This window comes from Amycolatopsis sp. NPDC004772 (assembly GCF_053601215.1).
This window is the reverse complement of record NZ_JBSGBK010000001.1, coordinates 140,432-159,457: the sequence shown is the minus strand read 5'-3', so window position 1 is coordinate 159,457 and position 19,026 is coordinate 140,432. Positions and strand designations below refer to the sequence as shown.

Genomic DNA, 19,026 nt, shown 5'->3' with positions numbered 1-19,026 from the left:
CTGCCGCGAACACCAGTTCGAGCTTGCAGGCTACTGGGCGCGTCTGCGGCAGGATGGGTGACATGCCGGAGCCCTCGGATTTCGTCACCCACCTGGGGCTGCAGCCCCTGCCCGTGGAAGGGGGGCAGTGGGCGCAGAGCTGGCGGGCGGAGTCCGGCTCGGCGATCTACTACCTGCTCGTCGCGCCCGAACGCTCCGCGCCGCACCGGCTGGACCGCGTGGAGATCTGGGTGCACCACGCGGGGGCGCCCGCGCGGATGCTGCTGCTGCACCCGGACGGCTCGGTCGAACGGCCGGTGCTGGGCACCGACGTCGCCGCCGGCGAACGCCCGCAGGTCGTCGTGCCCGCCGGGACGTGGCAGGCCACGGTCACGGGCGGCGAGTGGAGCCTGCTGGGCACGGTCGTGGTGCCGCCGTACACGGACGACTGCGTCGAGTTCGCGGCCGCCGCGGACCTGGCGCTGCAGTACCCGGAAGCGGCCGCCGACCTGGGGAAGTTCTAGGGGCCGTCGACCCCGGGGGTCCAGCTCTCGGGGTCACCGCTTTCGGTGAGCACCGGCTGCCACCGCGCGAAGCCCTCGGGCGCGTCCGGGTGCCAGGGGAACTTGCCCTCCGGCGTCGCGACGATCAGCTGCAGCGCCGGGAAGTCGCCGTCCGGGTAGATGAGGAACGCCGTGCCGAAGTACTCGGGGTAGTGCCCCTTGTTGACCCGCTCGAGGACGACCGGGACGCCTTCGAAGAAGTCGTCGTAGCGCTTGCCGACCTCGAAGATCTCGCCGTTGGCCGCGCGGTCGACGTAGGCGTCGAGCAGCACCTGCCCCATCTGGCCGGGCAGCCCGACCACGACCGCCTCCGGCACGTTGTGCAGCGCCCAGGCGCAAGCCGTGAAGGAGTAGCCGGCGCCTTCGTCGTCCGAGGCGACGTTGATGACGGCGTTGCCGCGTTCCTTCGCCTGCTCCTCGATCCATTCGATGAGGCGCAGTTCTTCCGCGGACAGTTCGGCGGTGATGTCGGCGGCAGCGGCGGGGGTCGTCGAGGTCACGGCGCACATTGTGCCTGACGAATCCCCGGGAACACAGGGCCCGGGCCGGAAAGTTTCCGGCCCGGGCCCGAAAGCGGTGTGCAGCAAGGGAAAACTCAGCCGACTTCGGCGAGCACCTCGTCGGAGACGTCGAAGTTGGCGTAGACGTTCTGGACATCGTCGCAGTCTTCGAGGGCGTCGATCAGCTTGAAGACCTTCTTGGCGCCGTCGGCGTCGAGCGGAACGCTCACCGAGGGCAGGAAGGTCAGGTCGGCCGACTCGTATTCGAAGCCGGCGTCCTGCAGCGCCTTGCGGACCGGCACCAGATCGGTCGCCTCGGAGACGATTTCGAAGCTCTCGCCGAGGTCGTTGACCTCTTCGGCACCGGCGTCGAGGACCGCCATGAGGACATCGTCTTCCGCGGCGGTGTCCTTGGGCATCAGCACGACGCCCTTGCGGTTGAACAGGTAGGCCACCGAGCCCGGGTCGGCGAGTGAGCCGCCGTTGCGGGTCAGCGCGGTCCGGACCTCCGACGCGGCGCGGTTGCGGTTGTCGGTGAGGCACTCGATCAGGACGGCGACCCCGTTCGGGCCGTAACCCTCGTAGGTGATGGTCTGCCAGTCGGCGCCGCCGGCCTCTTCACCGGCGCCGCGCTTGCGGGCGCGCTCGATGTTGTCCTGCGGGACCGAGTTCTTCTTCGCCTTCTGGATGGCGTCGTAGAGCGTGGGGTTGCCGTCCGGGTCGCCACCACCGGTGCCCGTGCGGGCGGCCACCTCGATGTTCTTGATCAACCGCGCGAAGAGCTTGCCGCGCTTCGCGTCGAGGTTGGCCTTCTTGTGCTTCGTGGTGGCCCACTTGGAGTGGCCGCTCATCTCTCCTCCATCTGTTCCGTACCCCGGCCGGGCACCGCGTCTCAGGCAGCCTTTCGCACGAGGTCGACGAACAGCCGGTGCACCCGCACGTCGGGCGTGAGTTCCGGGTGGAACGCGGTCGCCAGCACCGCCCCCTGCCGGACCGCGACGATCCTAGCGGTGTCCTCGCCGACGCCGGGCACACCGCTGACGGTGGCCAGCACCTCGACGCCGTCACCGGCCTTCTCGACCCAGGGAGCCCGGATGAAGACGGCGTGGACGTCCCCCTCGACCCCGGCGAAGTCCAGGTCGGCCTCGAAGGAGTCGACCTGCCTGCCGAAGGCGTTCCGCCGCACGACGACGTCGAGCCCGCCGAGCTGCTGCTGGTCGGGCCGCCCGTCGAGGGTCTGCCGCGCCAGCAGGATCATCCCGGCGCAGGACCCGAAGGCGGGCAGCCCGTCGGCGATCCGCGCCTTGAGGGGTGCCAGCAGTTCGAAGCTCTCCAGCAGCCGCGACATCGTGGTGGACTCGCCGCCGGGCAGCACCAGACCGTCCACTTCGGACAGCTCGGCGGCCCGCCGCACGGGCACGGCCCGCGCGCCCGCTTCGGCCAGCATGGCGACGTGCTCCCGCACGGCACCTTGCATGGCGAGCACACCGATGAGCGGTTCCGACGACACCCGACCTCCCGAAAGACCTTCCCACCAGCCTAGACGCACCGGCTTGGCCCCTTCGCGGCAGGTCAGCCCCGCTCCGCGGCCACCCCCGCGCCGGCAGGGCCCAAAACTGTCGGTGGCGTCCGGTAGCGTGGAAAACGGGGGGCGCCCCCGCGGGCCCGGCTCTCGCTCGACATTAGTGCGATGCCCCTCCGAGCACGTGATGCCCACCCGAGCACGCTTGACGCCCACCCGAGCACGCTTGCTGCCTTCCCCCTCACGCCAGGCCGGGCCCCGGCACGCCGGGCCCGACACATCGGGCCTGGCACCTCAGGCCCGGCACGTCAGGCCCGGCACGTCAGGCCCGGTCCGGCACCTCAGACCCAGCACCTCAGGCCCGGCCTGGCACCTCAGGCCCGGTCCGGCGCGGCGCCGTCAGGGGACGCCGGCCAGCCTCAGCAGGGCCGCCGTCGCCGCGGCGGCGACCACGACCACCACGAACGGCGCCTTCCGCCACGCCAGCACCCCCGCCACCAGCACCCCCGCCGGCCGCGCGAAGCCCGCGAAGCCGTGGCCCTCCGTCAGCGCGCTCACCGCGACCAGCGCCGCCAGCAGCACCACCGCCGCCAGCGCCATCAACCTCTCTGCCCGCGGCGACAGCTTCACCCGGCTGCGCAGCACCGGGCCGGCGAACCGGAACGCGAACGTCCCCAGCGCCAGCACGACCGTGCCGACCAGCAGTTCCACCCCGTCCATCAGCCCACCTCCTGCAGTTCCGGCTCCTTCGCCAGTGCCCCCACCACGACGCCCGCCAGCGCGAGCAGCACCGGCAGCCCGGCCGGCAGGAACGGCGTCGCGGCCAGCGCGACGACCACCCCGATCAGCACCGGCAGCCGTGCCGCGCGGTCCCGCAGCGACGGCAGGACCAGGGCCAGCAGCACCGCCGGGAAGGCCGCGTCGAGGCCGAACACGCTCGTGTCGCTGATCGCCGTCCCCGCGAACGCGCCGGCCAGCACGCCGGCGTTCCAGAACACGAAGATCCCCAGTCCGCAGGCCCAGTACGCCGCGCGGCGGCGCCGGGCCTCGTCCTGGGCCATGGCGAACGCGACCGTCTCGTCACTCATCAGGTGACTGCCGAGCAGCCGGGCCCAGCGCTCCCCGACGACGTCGCCGACGGCGAAGCCGAACGGCAGGTGCCGCGCGTTGGCCAGCAGGCCGGCCAGCACGGCCGCGAACGGGTTGCCGCCCGCGGCCACGATCCCGATGAACATGAACTGCGACGCCCCCGCGAAGACCAGCAGCGACATCAGCATCGGCAGCCACAGCGGGAAGCCGGAGCTCACCGCGATGGCGCCGTAGGAAACCCCCACGAGACAATCGGCGAGACAGACCAGGCCGATGTCACGGGCGAGGGCCCGATCGAGTGTTCGCCATATCGAACGCATGTGTTCTATAGTGAACACAGGCCCTCGCGTTCGTCAAGGCGAACATAACGACCGATGGAGCGAACAGCAATGTCGCAGGAAACGACGGGCGCGCCCCTGGAGATCATCGCGGCGTCCTTGCGCCGCGAACGGACCCGCGCGGGCTTGTCCCTGACGGAGGTCGCGCGCCGCGCCGGCCTGGCCAAGTCGACGCTGTCCCAGCTCGAGTCCGGCACCGGCAACCCCAGCGTCGAGACGCTGTGGGCGCTCGGCGTCGCCCTCGACGTCCCGTTCTCCCGGCTGGTCGAGCCCGAACGGCCCAAAGTCCGCGTCATCCGCGCGGGCAAGGGGCCGACGGTGTTCGCCGAGCACGCCGACTACGCGTGCACGCTGCTGTCGGCCTGTCCCCCGGCCGCGCGACGGGACATGTACCTCATCCGAGCGGAACCCGGCACGCCGCGGAGGTCCGATCCGCACATGACGGGCGTGATGGAGCACATCGTGCTGTGCGCGGGCCGCGCCCGGGTGGGCGTGCAGGAGGCCCCGGAGGAGCTGAACCCCGGCGACTACATTTCGTATCCGGGCGACGTCCCGCACATCTTCGAAGCCCTCGAGCCGGGGACGTACGGCGTCGAGATCTCCGAGTACATCTAGTCAGTCGTCCTCGTCGGGGGCGGCCGCACCGCCCCGCCGATCGGCGAGCCACTGCCGCGCCATGGCCGCGAGCGCCACCCCGGTCATGGCGACGGAGCCGATCATGTCCGGCGTGGAAGCCTGCGACTCGGCCGGCTCGAAGTGCGGGTGGTCCTCGGTGGTCACGGTGTGCTCGTGCGCGGGCTCCGCCTTGGCTTCGTTCTTGGCTTGCGCGGCCTCCCAGAGCTTGACGCCGGGCTCGGCGAGATCGGCACCGTCTTCGGCGAGCTTCTCGGCGACCGTCTGTTCACCCTTGAGCTTCTCGGCGAGGTCCTCCATCCGCTGTTCACGCTCGGCGGGCGTATCGGGGCCGACCTCCCAGCCGTCCTTGTCGTCGTACCGGGCGACGACCTCGCTGTCGTCGAAGTCCGTGTTCCACGGACCGGCGGCGGCGTCGCCGGCTTCGTGCTCGCGCGGGGCCTGCTCGGGCTTGTCCGGGGCGTCGCGGTCGAGGGCCAGTTCGCCGGTCTCGGGGTCGAATTCGCCGCTGAAGGGGTTGAGGGCTTCGGGTTCCCGCTGCTCGGCGGCCTCGGTTTCGGAGGGTTGATCGCCACGCTCGGCTTGTTGCTCGGCCGCTTCGTTCTGACGCTCGGCCGCTTCGTTCTGACGTTCGGCTGCTTCGTTCTGGCTCTCGGCTGCTTCGTCGAGACGCTCGTTTTGGCTCTCGGCCGCTTCGTTCTGGCGCACGGTGGCTTCGTCGCGACGCTCGTTCTGCCGTTCGGCTGCCTCGTCGCCACGCTCGGCTGGGCGCTCGCTTTGCTCGGCCTGGCTCTCAGTCTGCTGCTCGGCAGCCTGACCGCTCGCGTCGGTCTCAGTGGCGACCACGCTTTCCTGCGGCGCGGCGGCCTGCTCGCTCTGAGGCTTCGCCTCAGGGGACGACCAGTTGCCTTCCCACCCCGGCCCCCGCGGCTTCAGCTCCAACTCGAGCTCATCATCCTCAGGCGGCGGCTGGTTATCGGCCGAGTCGGGGTTCTCGGCATCGTTTCGAGCCGCGTCATCCGCGCCGGTTTCCGTGTCGTCGGCCTGGGCGTCGTCGGTCTCCGCCGCCTCAGACTCCGCCTCGGCAGCCTCAGCCTCCGCGGCCTCAGCCTCCGCGGCCTCAGTCTCCGCGGCCTCAGTCTCCGCGGCCTCGGTCTCCGCGGCCTCGGTCTCCGCGGCCTCGGTCTCCGCGGCCTCGGTCTCCGCAGCCTCAGTCTCCGCAGCCTCAGTCTCCGCGGCCTCAGTCTCGGCCGCCTCAGATTCCGCGGCCTCAGTCTCGGCCGCCTCAGATTCCGCGGCCTCAGTCTCGGCCGCCTCAGTCTCCGCGGCCTCGGTCTCCGCAGCCTCGTTCTCGGCAGCCTCGTTCTCTGCCGCCTCAACTTCTGCGGCCTCGGTCTCCGCAGCCTCCGACTCCGCCGCCTCAGACTCTCCGGTCTCCGCCGCCTCAGGCTCTCCGGCCTCCGCCGCCTCGGGCTCTGCGGCCTCGGGCTCCTCGGCCTCCGCGTCGCCGGTCTCCTCCCCTTGCGCGGAAGGAACCTCGCTGTCGTCCGGGTCGTCGGCTTCCTGGGGTCCCGTGCCGGGAGGCTCGCCGTCCTGCCCGTGATCGGCCGCCGGTGGGTTGTCGGCGTCGTCCGCCTGGTCCGGTGGGGGTGGGTCGTCCGACTCCGTCTCGTCGTCGGCTTCCTGTGGGCCGCTCCGGTCGGCCGATTCCGGCTCCTCGGCGCCCTGGCCCGGGTCGTCGGCTTCGGAACCCTCGGCCCCCTCGGAACCTTCAGGACTCTCCGGCGCTTCGCTCGTCTCGTTCATTCTTCACTCTTCTTGCCGAACTTGCGCTCGATCTTCGCGAGCGCCGCGTCCGCCTGGATCTTCCAATGCTCTCGGTTCTCGTAAAGGTCCCGCGCCACCGGGGTGATCGCGGCCGCGATCTCGCCGCCCACCGTGTTCGCGACCTCCACCGCGACGTCGGCGCGGACGTCCTCCCGGGCCTCGAGCTCTTCGTCGTCGGCCTCCTGCATGCCCTCGGCCGGCCTCACTTCGTCCGGTTCGTCGGACGCGCCGGAGACTTCGCCGGTTTCCTTCACCGCGCGCCCCCTCCCAGCTTGAGCACCGCCGCCGCCCAGCTGTTGGGCAGGTTCAAGAACCCCGCCGCGTGCAGCAGCCGCTTGCCCGGGTCCGGTTCCCGGCTGAGCTTCCGGACCGCCGTGTCGATCGGCGTCGGCCGTACCGTGCCGAGCACCGTCGGGTCGTCGTCGCGCCAGCATTCGGGGCGGTCGAGCAGCTCGGCCAGCTGCTCGGCGCGGGTGCGGCCCTCCAGCACCAGGCCGCGCGCCGCCCACGATTCCGTTGCCGGGTGCGGTGTGTCGTCCCGGCCCTCCCGGGGTTTCAACGCCCTCTTGACGTCGAACCAGCGGTAAGTGCCCGCCTGCCACCGGACTTCCGGGAACGCGCACCCCGGCTCGCCGTTCAGCGTGCGCGTGGCACTGGCCGCCAGGTGCGCGACGAACTCGCCGGGTGCGTTGTACTCCGCGATGCCCGCGTAGCGTGCGTCCACCGCGGCCTGGATGCGGTGGGCCACCGCGCATTCCAGTGTCTGCTCGTCGAACGAACGCCGCAGCGAGGCGAGCCAGCCCCGGTCCGGTTCGGGAGCCCGGCGGCCGGTGATGTGCGCGACCGTCAGCAATTCCAGCCACAGCACCAGCTTCGGGTCGGCGTCCGCCCGGTGCGCGGCTTCGCTGATCCGGCCCAGCGTGCACGGCGAGGCTGCGCACAACCGTCCACATGCGGCACTCCGGCGCGCGACCACGGGTGGCGACTTCGACACCCGTGCGGTGTCCTCGGCGCCTTCGTTCAGCGGCATCCGCAGCCGCAGGGGCCGGTCCATGCCGTCGGTGAACACCGCGGCCCGGCCCGGCGGCAACGTCACGACGTGGCGGGACTGGGCCTCGCTCAGGTTCATCGTCGCGCCGACCGCCAGCCGGTCGTCCTCGGCGGGCAGGCGGTGCAGGATCTTGCACGCGGTGTTCTTGATGACGTCCGGCACGATCTTGCCCGGGATCTGTTCGGCGACGACGATCCCTTCGCCGTACGCGCGGATCTCCGCCAGCAGCGACGTGAACAGCTCCACCGCGTGCTCGGCCGGGCTGCCCGGCTCGGCGCGCTTCAGCAGCCGGTGCGCCTCCTCCAGCACCAGGACGTGCTTCAGCCCGCGTGCGCCGTGCCGGTGGTGGACGCGCAGGTGCTCGAACAGCCGGATCAGCACCGCCCCGATGAAGAACGCCTTATCGGCGTCGGAGCCGATGTCCTCGATCTCCAGCACGACGTTGCCCCGCAGCAGGGCCGCCACGTCCAGGGGGTGCCCGCCCTCGAAGAACCGGCCCGGCGTGCCCAGCCGCAGCGAGCCGATCCGGACGTCGACGAAGCCGCGGACGTTGTCGGCGACCTCCTTGCCGTAGCCGATGCCCTTGACCACCTCGATCGCGGTCGCCTGCAGGTCGCCGAGGCTCGGGTACTTCACCGGGCCGACGCGTCCGCGCACCTGCCCGGTCACGGTGTCCCAGCCCTGGTCGGCGTAGCACCGGGTCAGCGCCTGCGCCAGGACCTGCGGAAACGGCTCGTCGGCGTCGAAGGCGGCCAGGAACAGCGCGCGGACGAGGTCCAGGTGCGTCTGCAGCGGGAAGCCTTCGACGGGCTCGAGCGGGTTGAGCCCGCCGGGGTAGGCCGCCGGGTCGCCGGGCCGGATCACCGTCACCAGGCCGTCGGCGCCCAGCCGGCCCGCCATCGCCGCGTACTCGGCCTTCGCGGGCTCGATCACCAGCCACGGCACCCCGGCGCGGTGCAGTCCTTCCAGGAGGTGCCGCACGGTCTGGGACTTGCCCGAACCGGTGGCCCCGGCGACGAACGTGTGCCGGTTGAGCGTGTCCAGCGCGACGCCGAACTCCCCGACCGGCCGGTCGGCGTCGTCGAGCACCGTGCCCAGCGGGACGTCACCGGTGTACTCGGGCGTGACATCGAACAATGGCGGCTCGGTCATCCGGATGCCCGGCAGCTCCCGCCGCGGCGGCCGCGCGACCGCCGCGACGAGCTCGCCGGTCGCCCGGAACGGCGAACTCAGGGCGCCGTTTTCGACGGGCTTGTCCCACACTTCGGCGAACCCGGCGCAGTCGGTGCCCGGCGTCAGCACGTACGGCAGTGCGTCGAGGTCGCTGGCGCTGCACAGCAACGCGGCCGCCGCGCGGGTCGCCGCCTCGTCCGGGCCACCGACCAGCACGTGCACGCTCCACAGGCCCGCCGGCTGGGCACGCGAGAGCTCACGGAAGCGGCCTTCCGCGCGCAGCAGGGCGATCCGGTCGGGCTCGGAGTTCTCCCGCTGCCGCAGCCGCGGCATCGTGGTCTCCAGCCCGAGCAGCTCGCGTTCGATCGCCTCGGCACCCACCGGTTCCGCCACGACCAGCCAGGCGAACGCGCCGGGCATGTGGGCGACGTAGTCGTCGAAGCCGCCCCGGCCGGGCGCTTCGGCACCGGACTGGGGTGTCCACAGTGGATCGGAGCCGCCCGTGCAGCGGGTCCAGGACGGCAGCGCCGCCCACCGCCGCGCGATTTCCGCGGTGTCCGCCGCCCGGCCGAGCCCACCCGGCGGGTACAGCACCGGAACGACGCCGTCCTCCTTCGCGCGCGCCACCGGAGAGTGCGGCCGGCCCCCGACCAGGACGCGCAGCGCCCGGCTGCCCTCCGGACGCTCCCACGCCACGGCGAAGGCCGCGTCCGGGCCACGGAACCGCAGGTCGGCGTGCGCTGCGGACAGCGCGGCGAACAGCTGCGCCGGCGAGCGCCCGCCGGTCTCGTCGGGCCGGTCCGACCCCGCCGCGAAGTCGTCGCCGCGCGGGATGGCCAGCAGGTCGTGGAACGCGAACCCCTCCAGCACGGCGGGCCTCAGCCGATGCGGGGGCGATCGGCGACCCGGTCGAGCAGCACGGTACCCGGATTGCAGTCGCCGGTCAGCACCCGCCGGCCCGACGACCCGTTCTCGACCATCACGTACGCCGTCGGCGCGAGCCCCTGCAGGGCGGTCGGCTCGACCTCGAACTCGTACACGCGAGCCGCGGTCACCCCGCGGTTCTGGGAGTCGGCCTCGGATTGGGAGACCGTCTCCGACCAGTTCTGCTCCCGGCTGTGGGTCGTGGTGTTCGTGGTGCTCCACGAGCTGCTCGAGCTCGAACTCGAGCCACCCGGCCCCGTCGAGCCCCCGGACGACCCGCCGTAGGTGTAGCCCCGGGACCGCTGCATGCCCACCGAGCCGCCCTCGGTCGAGGCGGTGCCGTGGGTCAGCGTCCGCCCGACCTGGAGGGTCAGCTGCGACAGCTCGAACTTGTGCCCGCGGCCGATGAACTCCGCGGCGTTGTTCGCCTCGTCGCCGTTGCCGAGCTGCATCAGCAGGGTGACGGTGCCCGCGGCGCCGAGCAGCTTCTGCATGTCGTCGCGCAGGTGCTGGACGAGGAAGATCAGCCGGACGCCCGCGCGGCGCGCCTGGCGCGCCATGGCCTCGAGCGATTCGAGCCCGATCTGGTCGGCCCCCGCGACGATCAGCGTCTCGCGGCCGGTCGACTCGCGCGTGTGCAGCTCCTGCAGCGTGCGGTGGAAGACGAGGTGCTCGACGAGCCGGCGGTGCCGGCCGGTCTTCGACCGGGTCGCGACGACGGAGTACCCCCGCACGGGCCACAACGCGCGGAAGCCCGCCGTCGTCTGCTTCTCCGACGCGCGTTCCGCCCTGGCCAGCCCGCGCAGCTCGCCTTCGAGCGCCTGGAGCTCGTTGCGGGTCTGCTCGGTGCCGCCGACGGTGTCCACATAGGAGTTGAGCTTGCGCACCTCGTCCGGCGAAAGGGTGTCGTCGGAACCCGCGTCGTAGACCCGGCGGAACACCTGCAGCCCGGCGACGACCTTGGCGAAGGTGGGCGGGCCGCTCAGCCGCTCGCCGACGGCGGTGAGCAGGTCGATGTGCAGCCCGCGCAGGTCCGCGCCGAACTGGGTGCGGTTCATCGTGTGCATGGTCTCGGCGATCACCTCGGCCAGCTCCGTGGCGTCGAGGTCGGCGATGATGCCGAGTTCGGCGAGGTCGCGGGGCAGCTCCTGGACGGCGACGGCGTAGCCCTTGCCCGCCGCCGCGACGGCGAGGTTGTCCCCCACCGCGAGGTCGGTGAAGTCGAGCAGGAAGACCGACGAGCCGGCGGCGAGCTGCGTCGACCCGACGGTCATGAGCAGGCTCGCCCAGCCGTCCTCGGTGCCGCCGAAGACGTCGATCCGGGCCGGGCGGGAGGTCAGCTGGACCGGGTACCAGCGCATCGCCGCCGCCACCCGCTGCGCCTCCCGCCGGTCGTGGTCGGCGACGCGCTGCTGCCACGAGGTGTAGGCCTGGTTGTAGCGCTCGACGGCGTCGTTGTAGCGCGTGGTGTAGTCGCGCTTCATCACGCTGAACCGGCGCCGGGTGCGGAGGAGGTTCAAGACCGCCAGCAGGACGCCGATGCCGAGCACGACCCAGCCCGTCACCTCGACGGCGACCGGGACCTGCTTGGCCACGGCGCTCACCATGCCGGCGGCCATCAGCGAGATCACGAAGGCCAGCACGACGTAGCCGAGCAGCCCGAGCCACGCCCGCTTGCTGCGCTTCTCCCGCAGCTGGTAGTCCTGCGGCGCGTACACCTGTTCCGCCACCGGCGGGGTGTTCGCCTCCGGGCTGACCGACGCGGGCACGGGCTTGACGAACTCCCAGCCCCACCGCTCGGTCGGCTGGAACAGCCGCTCCCACATCTCCGTCGTCCGCCCGGCCACGACCACGTCCCGCCCCTGCACAGCGCCTCCGGTCCTCGCCCCGCCCGTGTCGGGGGCCATTGTGCCGGATGGTCTAACCCGGTGTGACACTTTCCCCCGGTTTTGTCCATACTGACCGTCGCTCGATGTCGATCACGCAGGGGGAACCATGTCCGACCAGTACCCGCCGAACCCGCCGCAGTGGATGCCCGGGGTGCAGGCCGCGCCGAAACCGACGGGCCGGAACGGCTTCGCGACCGCGTCGCTGATCCTCGGGCTCCTCGGCCTCTGCGGCCTGTCCCTGATCCCCGCCCTGGTCCTGGGGATCGTGGCGCTGGTCCAGATCGGCCGGACCGGGCAGTCCGGGCGCGGCATGGCCATCGCCGGCATCGTGCTGAGCCTGCTGTGGGCGGGCGGGCTGACCGCGGGCGTCATCTACATCACCGACAAGGCCAAGACGACGGGGACGACACCCACGATCGTGGGACTCAAGGTCGGCGAGTGCTACAACACCCCGGACGGCTACGGCCTGGACGCGACGAAGGCCGACTGCGCGAAACCGCACGACGGCGAAGTGTTCGACACCGTGCCGCTGACCGGCTTCCTCAAGGGCGAGTACCCGGGCGAGGACTACCTCGAAAAGCAGGCGAAGACCGGCTGCGAGGCCCGCCGCACCGCCAAGTTCGGGGCGGCGTACAGCCCACCGGTCGAGGCCGACCTCGGCGTCTTCTACCCGGACTCGAAGGCCTGGCTGGCCGGGAAGTCCACCGCGGTCTGCACCCTGCAGGCGTCCTCGAGCCAGCAGTTCACGGCCCCGCTGGGTCGCTGAACGAGGTCCGGCTCACGGCGCGAGGGCGGCCGCCTGATCGGCCGGCACCCGCACCACCGGATGGCCGGGTCCACGCCGCAACATCGGCGGCGTGGACCCGGATGCTCTCGTTACCAGCCGCGCTCGGCGAGGCGGTGGGGCTCCGGGAGCTCCTCGACGTTGATGCCGACCATCGCCTCGCCCAGGCCGCGCGACACCTTGGCCAGGACGTCCGGGTCGTCGTAGAACGTCGTCGCCTTGACGATCGCCTCGGCGCGCTGGGCCGGGTTGCCGGACTTGAAGATGCCCGAGCCGACGAACACGCCCTCGGCGCCGAGCTGCATCATCATCGCCGCGTCGGCCGGGGTGGCGATGCCGCCCGCGGTGAACAGCACCACCGGCAGCTTGCCGGCCTGCGCGACCTCGCGCACCAGCTCGTACGGCGCCTGCAGCTCCTTCGCCGCCACGAACAGCTCGTCCTCCGGCAGCGACGTCAGCCGGCGGATTTCCTGCCGGATCTGGCGCATGTGGGTGGTCGCGTTGGAGACGTCGCCGGTGCCGGCCTCGCCCTTGGAGCGGATCATCGCCGCGCCCTCGGTGATGCGGCGCAGGGCCTCGCCGAGGTTGGTCGCACCGCAGACGAAGGGCACCGTGAACGCCCACTTGTCGATGTGGTTGGCGTAGTCGGCCGGGGTGAGGACCTCGGACTCGTCGACGTAGTCGACGCCGAGGGACTGCAGGACCTGCGCCTCGACGAAGTGGCCGATGCGCGCCTTGGCCATCACCGGGATCGAGACGGCTTCGATGATGCCGTCGATCAGGTCGGGGTCGCTCATCCGGGCGACGCCGCCCTGGGCGCGGATGTCGGCGGGCACGCGCTCGAGGGCCATCACCGCGACCGCGCCGGCGTCTTCGGCGATCTTGGCCTGCTCGGCGGTGACCACGTCCATGATCACGCCGCCCTTGAGCATCTCGGCCATGCCGCGCTTCACCTTGGCGGTGCCGGTGACGGACTGGACAGTGCCGGTGGAGGGGGCGGTCTGCTGCTCGGACACGACGGGGCCTTTCCACAAGGAGAACAGGGGGTGACGAGTCCGAGAGTAGGTCGGCGGTGGACCCTTCAAGCAGGCCAGTACGCGGGTATCTCAGCAGTCCACTTCGCCGGTGCCCGCGACCAGGGCTTCCGCCAGCGAAGTGCGCACGTAGAGCACGTGACGTCCCGCACGATGCCGGTTGACCAGGCCCGCAGCGTTGAGTATGCCGAGGTGCTGCGACACCGCCCCGGCGCTCAGCCCGCTCCGGCGGGCCAGCTCCGCGGTGGACGCCGGCGCGGCCAGCTCGGTCAGCAGCATCGCGCGGCCGCGGCCCACCACGGCGGCCAGCGCGCCGGGCGCGGTGGCCGTGCCGGTCTCCCACAGCGTGGCGATCCCGCGCGGCGGGTAGCGCAGCACCGGCTGCCAGCGCGCGTCGGTCTTGGAGAACACCCGCGGCCAGACGAACGCCGAGGGCACCAGCACCAGGCCGCGCCCGTCGAGCGGGACGGCCGCGTGCAGGTGCCGGTGCGCCACCGTGAGCGTGCCGTCCTGCCAGCGGACCAGCGGGGTGAGGTCGTTGAACAGTTCGGCGGCGCCGCCCTGGGCCAGCAGCCGGGACCGGTACAGCACGTCGGCCTCGAGCAGCGCGCGGATCCGCGGCCAGTCGGGGGCCAGTACGAGGTGCCAGTACTGCTCCATCAGGCTCGCGAGCCGGTCGAGGCCCGCCTCCGGCTCGCGGTGGAGGCGGGTCAGTGCGGGCGAGCGCGGCCCGGCCAGCGCGTCGAGCTCGCGCCGGACCAGGCGGGCGGGCACGTCCCGCAGGTCGGCGAGTTCGTCGGCCAGTTCGGGCAGCGGCGTCGACGGCGTGCCGGCCAGGAACCCGGGCAGGTGCCGCAGCGGGACGAGGTCGCGCAGCAGCCCGATGTCGAGGCCGGCTTCGGTCAGCGCCGCCGTGGCGCGCTTGATCCACGGCAGGTGCAGCGCGTGCTGCCCCGGGGAGTTCAGGACGCGGACGCTCGCGACGATCTCCCAGGCCGGGGAGAACGCGAACCGGGTGTGCGCCAGGTCCTCTGTGGAGAATGCCAGATCGAGCACGCGCTGCCTCCCTGCACGAAGTCCGCGCAGTCTAAGTAGCTCCGATGTGGACGGTCGAGCGGGGCCCGGAAAGCCCTTGCGGGAAGGCGAAAACCCCGTCCGGGTCGTACTTCCGGGCGACGGCACGCAGCCGCGGCAGGTTCACCCCGTAGTACGCCTGCGCCCAGTTCGGCATGTCGGGGTCGAGGTAGTTGACGTACCCGGTGGTGCCGAACTCGGGCCCCAGCCCGTCGCGCACGGCGGCCAGCGCGCGCCGGGCCTCGGCCTCGCCGCCGTCTTCGGGCGCGGCGCCGTGCAGGAACTGGAAGCTCGCCAGGGCGGACCGGTGCGGGAACGCCGTCTCGCGGGCGCCGACGCGGGCGATCGCACCGCCGGCGGAGTCGATGAGGGCGCCGACGCGCGGGAACCGGGTCAGCACCTCGACGACCGCGGCCGGGTCGTCGACGGGCCGCCGCAGCATGCGCGAGGTGCCGACGTACGCCGCCCGCGCGGCGACCGCCCCGGGCCGGGCCTCGTGGTCGTCGAACGACCGCAGCGCGCTCAGGTGGTCCTGCGTCCGCGCCTCCCGCTCGGCGGGAGCGGTGCCCACGCGGCGGACGAGGTCGTCGAGCAGCGGCTTCAGCCGGGCCTCGGTGCCGAGGAACGTCCCGCTGGTTTCGGCGGTCGCCGCGCCGATGTTCACCCCCGACCACAGCTCGTCCGGCATCCCTGGCAGCCATTCCTGCCAGCCGGCCAGCAACGCGGCCTGGGTGCCCGCCGGGAAAGTGAGCTTGTAGGTGACGACGTCGGCGCTGGGCACGGTCGAGAAGGTGAACCCGGTGACGATCCCGAAGTTGCCGCCGCCCCCGCCGCGCAGCGCCCAGAACAGGTCCGGCTCGGCCGCCCTCGACACCGTGCGCACCCGGCCGTCGGCGGTGACGATCCGCGCCGCCTCCAGGTGGTCGCACGTCAGCCCGTGCTTGCGGTCGACCAGGCCGACACCGCCGCCGAGGGCGAGCCCGGCGATGCCGACGGTTTCGCACGAGCCGGCCGGCAGGACCCGCCCGTGCGCGGCGAGCGTCGCCGCGATCGGCCCCAGCCGGGCGCCCGCCCCGATCGCCGCGCGGCCGTCCGGGCGCACGTCGATGCCGGAGAACCGGCTGAGGTCCACCACGATCCCGCCGTCCACAGTGGAATAGCCGGGGTAGCTATGCCCGCCGCTGCGGGCGGCGACCGGCAGCCCGTGCCGGGCGGCGAACCCGACCGCGGCCTGGACGTCTTCGACGCGCGCCGCGCCGACGACCGCGGCCGGCACCCGGTCGTCGTACATCGTGAAGAAGCCCTGCTTGGCCTCCGGGTAGCCCGGGTCGCCCGGCCGGAACAACGGCCCCGAAAGCCGCTTCCGGAGCCGCTCCCAGTCGTCCGGCGGGGGCCACCCCGCCAGGCCCGCCACCGGCACCGCCCCGGAAATGCGCAAGAAAGCCCGCCTGTCCATGACCACTCCCCCTCGCACCGCACTTCCCCCGGGGCATTCGGCTGGTCCCGGAGGCCTTGCCTTGCCGTGACCAGGGTAGCGGGTGTGTGATCGAGGACACATCCCGTACACCAGCCGTTCGCCGAGGAGTCGTCATGGCAGACAAACAAGCCAAGAACGCCGACACCGGGGCCGCCGTCGCTGTGGACGACCCCGCCAAGGTCCGCAACGTCGTGCTCGTCGGCCCGGCCGGTTCCGGGAAGACCACCCTCGCCGAAGCCCTGCTCGCCGCCTCCGGCACGGTGCCGCGGGCGGGCTCGGTGGTCGACGGTACGACGGTGTGCGACCACGACCCGGCGGCGGTCCGCCAGCAGCGCTCGGTCGGCCTTTCGGTCGCGCCGGTGCTGCACCAGGGCCACAAGATCAACCTGATCGACACGCCCGGGTACGCGGACTTCGTCGGGGAGCTGCGGGCGGGGTTGCGGGCGGCCGACGCGGCGCTGTTCGTCGTCTCCGCCTCCGAGGGCGTCGACGCGGCGACGGTCGCGGTGTGGGAGGAGTGCGCCGCGGTCGGGATGCCGCGCGCGGTCGTCGTCTCCCGGCTCGACCACCACCGGGCCGACGCGATGGCCGAGATCGCCGCCTGCCAGGCCGCGTTCGGCGCCGGGGTGCTGCCGCTGTACCTGCCCGCGGGCGACGGCCTGGTCGGGCTGATCACCCAGCGCTACTTCGACTACTCCGGCGGGCACCCGCCGACGGTCGGCGAGCCGGCCGCGGCCGACCTGGAACGGATGGCCGAGGCGCGCAACGAGCTGATCGAAGGGATCATCGCCGAGAGCGAGGACGAGTCCCTGATGGACCGCTACCTCGCCGGCGAGGAGATCGCGGAGGCCACCCTCATCGCCGACCTGGAGACCGCGGTCGCGCGCGGGTCCTTCCACCCCGTCATCCCGGTGTGCTCGACCAGCGGGATCGGCCTGGCCGAGGTGCTCGACGGCATCGTCCGCGCGTTCCCCTCCCCGCTGGAGCACCGGCCACCCGACGTCACCACGCCGGACGGCGGCGAGCACGCCGCGATCACCGCCGACCCCGCCGGCCCCCTCGCCGCGGAGGTCGTCCGGACGGCGGTGGACTCCTACGTCGGCCGGGTGTCCCTCGTCCGGGTGTTCTCCGGGACGCTGCGGCCCGAGCGGCCGGTGCACGTGTCCGGGCACGGCCTCGCCGAGCGCGGTCACGAGGACCACGACGCCGACGAGCGCGTCGCCCACCTGTATTCGCCGCTCGGCTCGTCCCTGCGGGAGGTGCCCTACTGCGTCGCGGGCGACCTCTGCGCGCTGACGAAGGTCGGCTCGGCGGAGACCGGCGACACCGTCTCCTCCCCCGACGACCCGCTGCTGATGGAGCCGTGGGCGATGCCGGAGCCGCTGCTGCCGGTGGCGGTGGTCGCGAAGACCCGCAGCGACGAGGACACGTTGGCCCGCAACCTGTCCCGTCTGGTCGCCGGCGACCCGACGCTGCGGCTGGACCGCAACGCCGAGACCGGGCAGCTGGTGCTGTGGTGCATGGGCGAGGCCCACGCCGACGTCGTGCTCTCGCGGCTGCGCGCGGGCGGCGCGGACGTCGACACCGAGCCGGTGAAGATCAGCCTGCGCTCGACGTTCAGCAAGCCGGCCAAGGGCCACGGGCGGCACGTCAAGCAGTCCGGCGGGCACGGCCAGTTCGCCGTCTGCGACATCGAGGTCGAGCCGCTGCCGCGCGGCGGCGGGTTCCAGTTCGTGGACAAGGTCGTCGGCGGCGCGGTGCCGCACCAGTTCATCCCGAGCGTGGAGAAGGGCGTGCGGGCCCAGCTGGCGCGCGGCCTCGCCGACGGCCACCCGGTCGTCGACGTCAAGGTGACCCTGGTGGACGGCAAGGCCCACAGCGTGGATTCGTCGGACGCGGCGTTCCAGACGGCGGGCGCCCTGGCCTTGCGGGAGGCCGCGGCGAACGGGCACATCACGATGCTGGAGCCGTTGGAGGAGGTGGCCATCCGGCTGCCGGACGAGCACCTCGGCACCGTCCTCGGCGACCTGTCCTCCCGCCGCGGCCGCGTGCTGGGCACCGAGGCGGGCGAAGGCGGCCGGACGGTGATCCGCGCGGAAGTCCCGGCCACGGAACTGGTCCGCTACCTGATCGACCTCCGCTCGATGACCTCGGGCACGGCGACGTTCACCCGCCGCCACGCCAGGTTCGAGCCCATGCCGGAAGGAATGGCGGTCCACTAGCCGGATCTCGCGTGATCGAGGCCGTGACTCGCGTGATCCGAGGCGGAACGGCTTCAATCACGCGAGTCACGGCTTCAAACACGCGAGTCACGGCTTCAAACACGCGGGTCGCGGCTCCGATCACGCGGGTCACGCGGTGAAGTCGAAGCCGCCGGGGCGGTTGTTGCGGTCGGCGATGAGGCCCGCCAAGGTCGCCAGGGCGATCTCGGGCGGGGTGCGGGAGCCAATGTTCAAGCCCACCGGGCGGTGGACGCGGGCGATGGCGGACTCCGGCACGCCCAGCCCCTGCAGGGCGGCGACGTGCGGGCCGGGGTGACGCGGGTTGCCGAGCACGCCTATCCAGCGCGGCTCGCCTTCGAGCGCGGCCTTGAGCACCTGCCCCAACTCGGGCCGGTGGTGGTCGGTGACGACCACGTCGGCGGACGCGTCGAGCGGCGGCAGCACCGTGTCCGCGTCGAAGCCCTCGGGCACGTCGGTGACGCGCGCGGGGTCGGGCTCGAACAGCGCCACGTGGTAGCCGAGTTCCTTCGCGAACTTCAGAAGGGACCGCGACACCGGCGACGCGAACACCGCCACCAGGGTCCGCAACCCCGGGTCGGCCGGAGCCGTGCCGTGGGCGACGTCGCAGGTTTCGCTCATGCCGCCCAGTGTGTCAGCCGCCGGCCTGCTCGCCCACCGTCACGCGGAACTGCCAGACGTCGAGCTTGCCCTTGACCAGCACCAGGTACCCGTCGCTCACCCGCAGCACGACCCGCTTCTGCGGCGACGAAGGCCGCGGCGGCCGGTGCTGCTTCGCCAGCAGGTGCGCCTCGCCGAACGCGGTGTCGCGGTCGGCGTACCCCGCCGCGTCGGCGACGCCCCAGCCGCGCCCGTCGCCCGCCCCGCCCTGCTCTTCGATGACCACCCACCACGTACTCATGCCCCTCCGACGCGGCCGGTCCGCCGGA

The 19,026-nt window shown here is 72.6% G+C and carries 18 protein-coding genes; 4 read left to right on the top strand and 14 right to left on the bottom strand.

What is annotated here, in order from left to right; all coding sequences use genetic code 11:
• Positions 1-62 precede the first annotated feature (62 nt).
• Positions 63-503 carry a cupin domain-containing protein gene (locus ACWEF6_RS00795; protein WP_449680944.1) on the top strand — a complete coding sequence of 147 codons (441 nt, stop codon included), beginning with the start codon at positions 63-65 and terminating at the stop codon, positions 501-503.
• On the opposite strand, the gene ACWEF6_RS00790 is transcribed toward ACWEF6_RS00795, so the two are convergent.
• The 5 genes from ACWEF6_RS00790 to ACWEF6_RS00770 all read right to left on the bottom strand — a co-directional run bounded on the left by ACWEF6_RS00790 (position 500) and on the right by ACWEF6_RS00770 (position 3,973).
• Positions 500-1,051: a DUF4262 domain-containing protein gene (locus ACWEF6_RS00790; protein ID WP_449680943.1), complete on the bottom strand. Its 552-nt coding sequence runs from the start codon at positions 1,049-1,051 to the stop codon at positions 500-502. The two genes, ACWEF6_RS00795 and ACWEF6_RS00790, sit on opposite strands and share 4 nt — an antisense overlap.
• A gap of 86 nt (positions 1,052-1,137) precedes the next feature.
• Positions 1,138-1,893 carry a YebC/PmpR family DNA-binding transcriptional regulator gene (locus ACWEF6_RS00785; RefSeq protein WP_003077329.1) on the bottom strand — a complete coding sequence of 252 codons (756 nt, stop codon included), beginning with the start codon at positions 1,891-1,893 and terminating at the stop codon, positions 1,138-1,140.
• 41 nt (positions 1,894-1,934) lie between these two features.
• Positions 1,935-2,552: a pyridoxal 5'-phosphate synthase glutaminase subunit PdxT gene (gene pdxT / locus ACWEF6_RS00780; protein ID WP_449680942.1), complete on the bottom strand. Its 618-nt coding sequence runs from the start codon at positions 2,550-2,552 to the stop codon at positions 1,935-1,937.
• Between the two features lie 411 nt (positions 2,553-2,963).
• Positions 2,964-3,284 carry an AzlD domain-containing protein gene (locus ACWEF6_RS00775; RefSeq protein ID WP_449680941.1) on the bottom strand — a complete coding sequence of 107 codons (321 nt, stop codon included), beginning with the start codon at positions 3,282-3,284 and terminating at the stop codon, positions 2,964-2,966.
• Complete coding sequence (locus tag ACWEF6_RS00770; protein WP_449680940.1) at positions 3,284-3,973, bottom strand: AzlC family ABC transporter permease; 690 nt, start codon at positions 3,971-3,973, stop codon at positions 3,284-3,286. Before ACWEF6_RS00770 ends, ACWEF6_RS00775 begins: the two co-directional genes overlap by 1 nt.
• A 69-nt stretch (positions 3,974-4,042) precedes the next feature.
• On the opposite strand from ACWEF6_RS00770, the gene ACWEF6_RS00765 reads away from it, so the two are divergent.
• Positions 4,043-4,606, top strand: coding sequence for a helix-turn-helix domain-containing protein (locus ACWEF6_RS00765; RefSeq protein ID WP_449681031.1), 564 nt, complete (start codon positions 4,043-4,045; stop codon positions 4,604-4,606).
• Here ACWEF6_RS00765 and ACWEF6_RS00760 read toward each other — a convergent pair whose 3' ends face one another.
• The 4 genes from ACWEF6_RS00760 to ACWEF6_RS00745 are packed head-to-tail and all read right to left on the bottom strand — an operon-like array spanning position 4,607 to position 11,467.
• Positions 4,607-6,430 carry a hypothetical protein gene (locus ACWEF6_RS00760; protein WP_449680939.1) on the bottom strand — a complete coding sequence of 608 codons (1,824 nt, stop codon included), beginning with the start codon at positions 6,428-6,430 and terminating at the stop codon, positions 4,607-4,609.
• Positions 6,427-6,705, bottom strand: coding sequence for a hypothetical protein (locus ACWEF6_RS00755; RefSeq protein WP_449680938.1), 279 nt, complete (start codon positions 6,703-6,705; stop codon positions 6,427-6,429). The genes ACWEF6_RS00760 and ACWEF6_RS00755 overlap by 4 nt, the downstream gene beginning before the upstream one ends.
• Positions 6,702-9,545, bottom strand: a complete 2,844-nt coding sequence (locus ACWEF6_RS00750; protein WP_449680937.1) for an ATP-binding protein — start codon at positions 9,543-9,545, stop codon at positions 6,702-6,704. Before ACWEF6_RS00750 ends, ACWEF6_RS00755 begins: the two co-directional genes overlap by 4 nt.
• 8 nt (positions 9,546-9,553) lie before the next feature.
• Entirely contained in the window at positions 9,554-11,467 is a 1,914-nt protein-coding gene (locus tag ACWEF6_RS00745; protein ID WP_449680936.1) for a hypothetical protein, read from the bottom strand.
• A gap of 127 nt (positions 11,468-11,594) precedes the next feature.
• Between ACWEF6_RS00745 and ACWEF6_RS00740 the strand changes: the two genes are divergently transcribed.
• Positions 11,595-12,254 carry a DUF4190 domain-containing protein gene (locus ACWEF6_RS00740; protein ID WP_449680935.1) on the top strand — a complete coding sequence of 220 codons (660 nt, stop codon included), beginning with the start codon at positions 11,595-11,597 and terminating at the stop codon, positions 12,252-12,254.
• Positions 12,255-12,364: 110 nt separating this feature from the next.
• On the opposite strand, the gene pdxS is transcribed toward ACWEF6_RS00740, so the two are convergent.
• The 3 genes from pdxS to ACWEF6_RS00725 form a co-directional block, all read right to left on the bottom strand.
• Positions 12,365-13,288: a pyridoxal 5'-phosphate synthase lyase subunit PdxS gene (pdxS, locus tag ACWEF6_RS00735; RefSeq protein WP_449680934.1), complete on the bottom strand. Its 924-nt coding sequence runs from the start codon at positions 13,286-13,288 to the stop codon at positions 12,365-12,367.
• Positions 13,289-13,378: 90 nt separating this feature from the next.
• A complete protein-coding gene (locus ACWEF6_RS00730) occupies positions 13,379-14,362 on the bottom strand; it encodes a DUF5937 family protein (RefSeq protein WP_449680933.1) in 984 nt (327 codons plus the stop codon).
• Between the two features lie 31 nt (positions 14,363-14,393).
• Complete coding sequence (locus ACWEF6_RS00725) at positions 14,394-15,836, bottom strand: FAD-binding oxidoreductase (protein ID WP_449680932.1); 1,443 nt, start codon at positions 15,834-15,836, stop codon at positions 14,394-14,396.
• Between the two features lie 134 nt (positions 15,837-15,970).
• Here ACWEF6_RS00725 and ACWEF6_RS00720 point away from each other — a divergent pair, with 134 nt between their 5' ends.
• On the top strand, positions 15,971-18,079 hold the full coding sequence (locus ACWEF6_RS00720) for an elongation factor G-like protein EF-G2 (protein ID WP_310970402.1): 2,109 nt from the start codon (positions 15,971-15,973) through the stop codon (positions 18,077-18,079).
• A gap of 129 nt (positions 18,080-18,208) precedes the next feature.
• On the opposite strand, the gene ACWEF6_RS00715 is transcribed toward ACWEF6_RS00720, so the two are convergent.
• Entirely contained in the window at positions 18,209-18,718 is a 510-nt protein-coding gene (locus ACWEF6_RS00715) for an XdhC family protein (protein ID WP_449680931.1), read from the bottom strand.
• A gap of 13 nt (positions 18,719-18,731) precedes the next feature.
• On the bottom strand, positions 18,732-18,998 hold the full coding sequence (locus ACWEF6_RS00710; protein WP_449680930.1) for a hypothetical protein: 267 nt from the start codon (positions 18,996-18,998) through the stop codon (positions 18,732-18,734).
• Positions 18,999-19,026 lie beyond the last annotated feature (28 nt).

Bases quoted from the DNA above. Each gene is read 5' to 3' on its own strand.
- ACWEF6_RS00795 (WP_449680944.1), top strand. From the start codon at position 63: ATGCCGGAGCCCTCGGATTTCGTCACCCACCTGGGGCTGCAGCCCCTG.
- ACWEF6_RS00790 (WP_449680943.1), bottom strand. From the start codon at position 1,051: ATGTGCGCCGTGACCTCGACGACCCCCGCCGCTGCCGCCGACATCACC.
- ACWEF6_RS00785 (WP_003077329.1), bottom strand. From the start codon at position 1,893: ATGAGCGGCCACTCCAAGTGGGCCACCACGAAGCACAAGAAGGCCAAC.
- ACWEF6_RS00775 (WP_449680941.1), bottom strand. From the start codon at position 3,284: ATGGACGGGGTGGAACTGCTGGTCGGCACGGTCGTGCTGGCGCTGGGG.
- ACWEF6_RS00770 (WP_449680940.1), bottom strand. From the start codon at position 3,973: ATGCGTTCGATATGGCGAACACTCGATCGGGCCCTCGCCCGTGACATC.
- ACWEF6_RS00765 (WP_449681031.1), top strand. From the start codon at position 4,043: ATGTCGCAGGAAACGACGGGCGCGCCCCTGGAGATCATCGCGGCGTCC.
- ACWEF6_RS00760 (WP_449680939.1), bottom strand. From the start codon at position 6,430: ATGAACGAGACGAGCGAAGCGCCGGAGAGTCCTGAAGGTTCCGAGGGG.
- ACWEF6_RS00740 (WP_449680935.1), top strand. From the start codon at position 11,595: ATGTCCGACCAGTACCCGCCGAACCCGCCGCAGTGGATGCCCGGGGTG.
- ACWEF6_RS00725 (WP_449680932.1), bottom strand. From the start codon at position 15,836: ATGGACAGGCGGGCTTTCTTGCGCATTTCCGGGGCGGTGCCGGTGGCG.
- ACWEF6_RS00720 (WP_310970402.1), top strand. From the start codon at position 15,971: ATGGCAGACAAACAAGCCAAGAACGCCGACACCGGGGCCGCCGTCGCT.
- ACWEF6_RS00715 (WP_449680931.1), bottom strand. From the start codon at position 18,718: ATGAGCGAAACCTGCGACGTCGCCCACGGCACGGCTCCGGCCGACCCG.
- ACWEF6_RS00710 (WP_449680930.1), bottom strand. From the start codon at position 18,998: ATGAGTACGTGGTGGGTGGTCATCGAAGAGCAGGGCGGGGCGGGCGAC.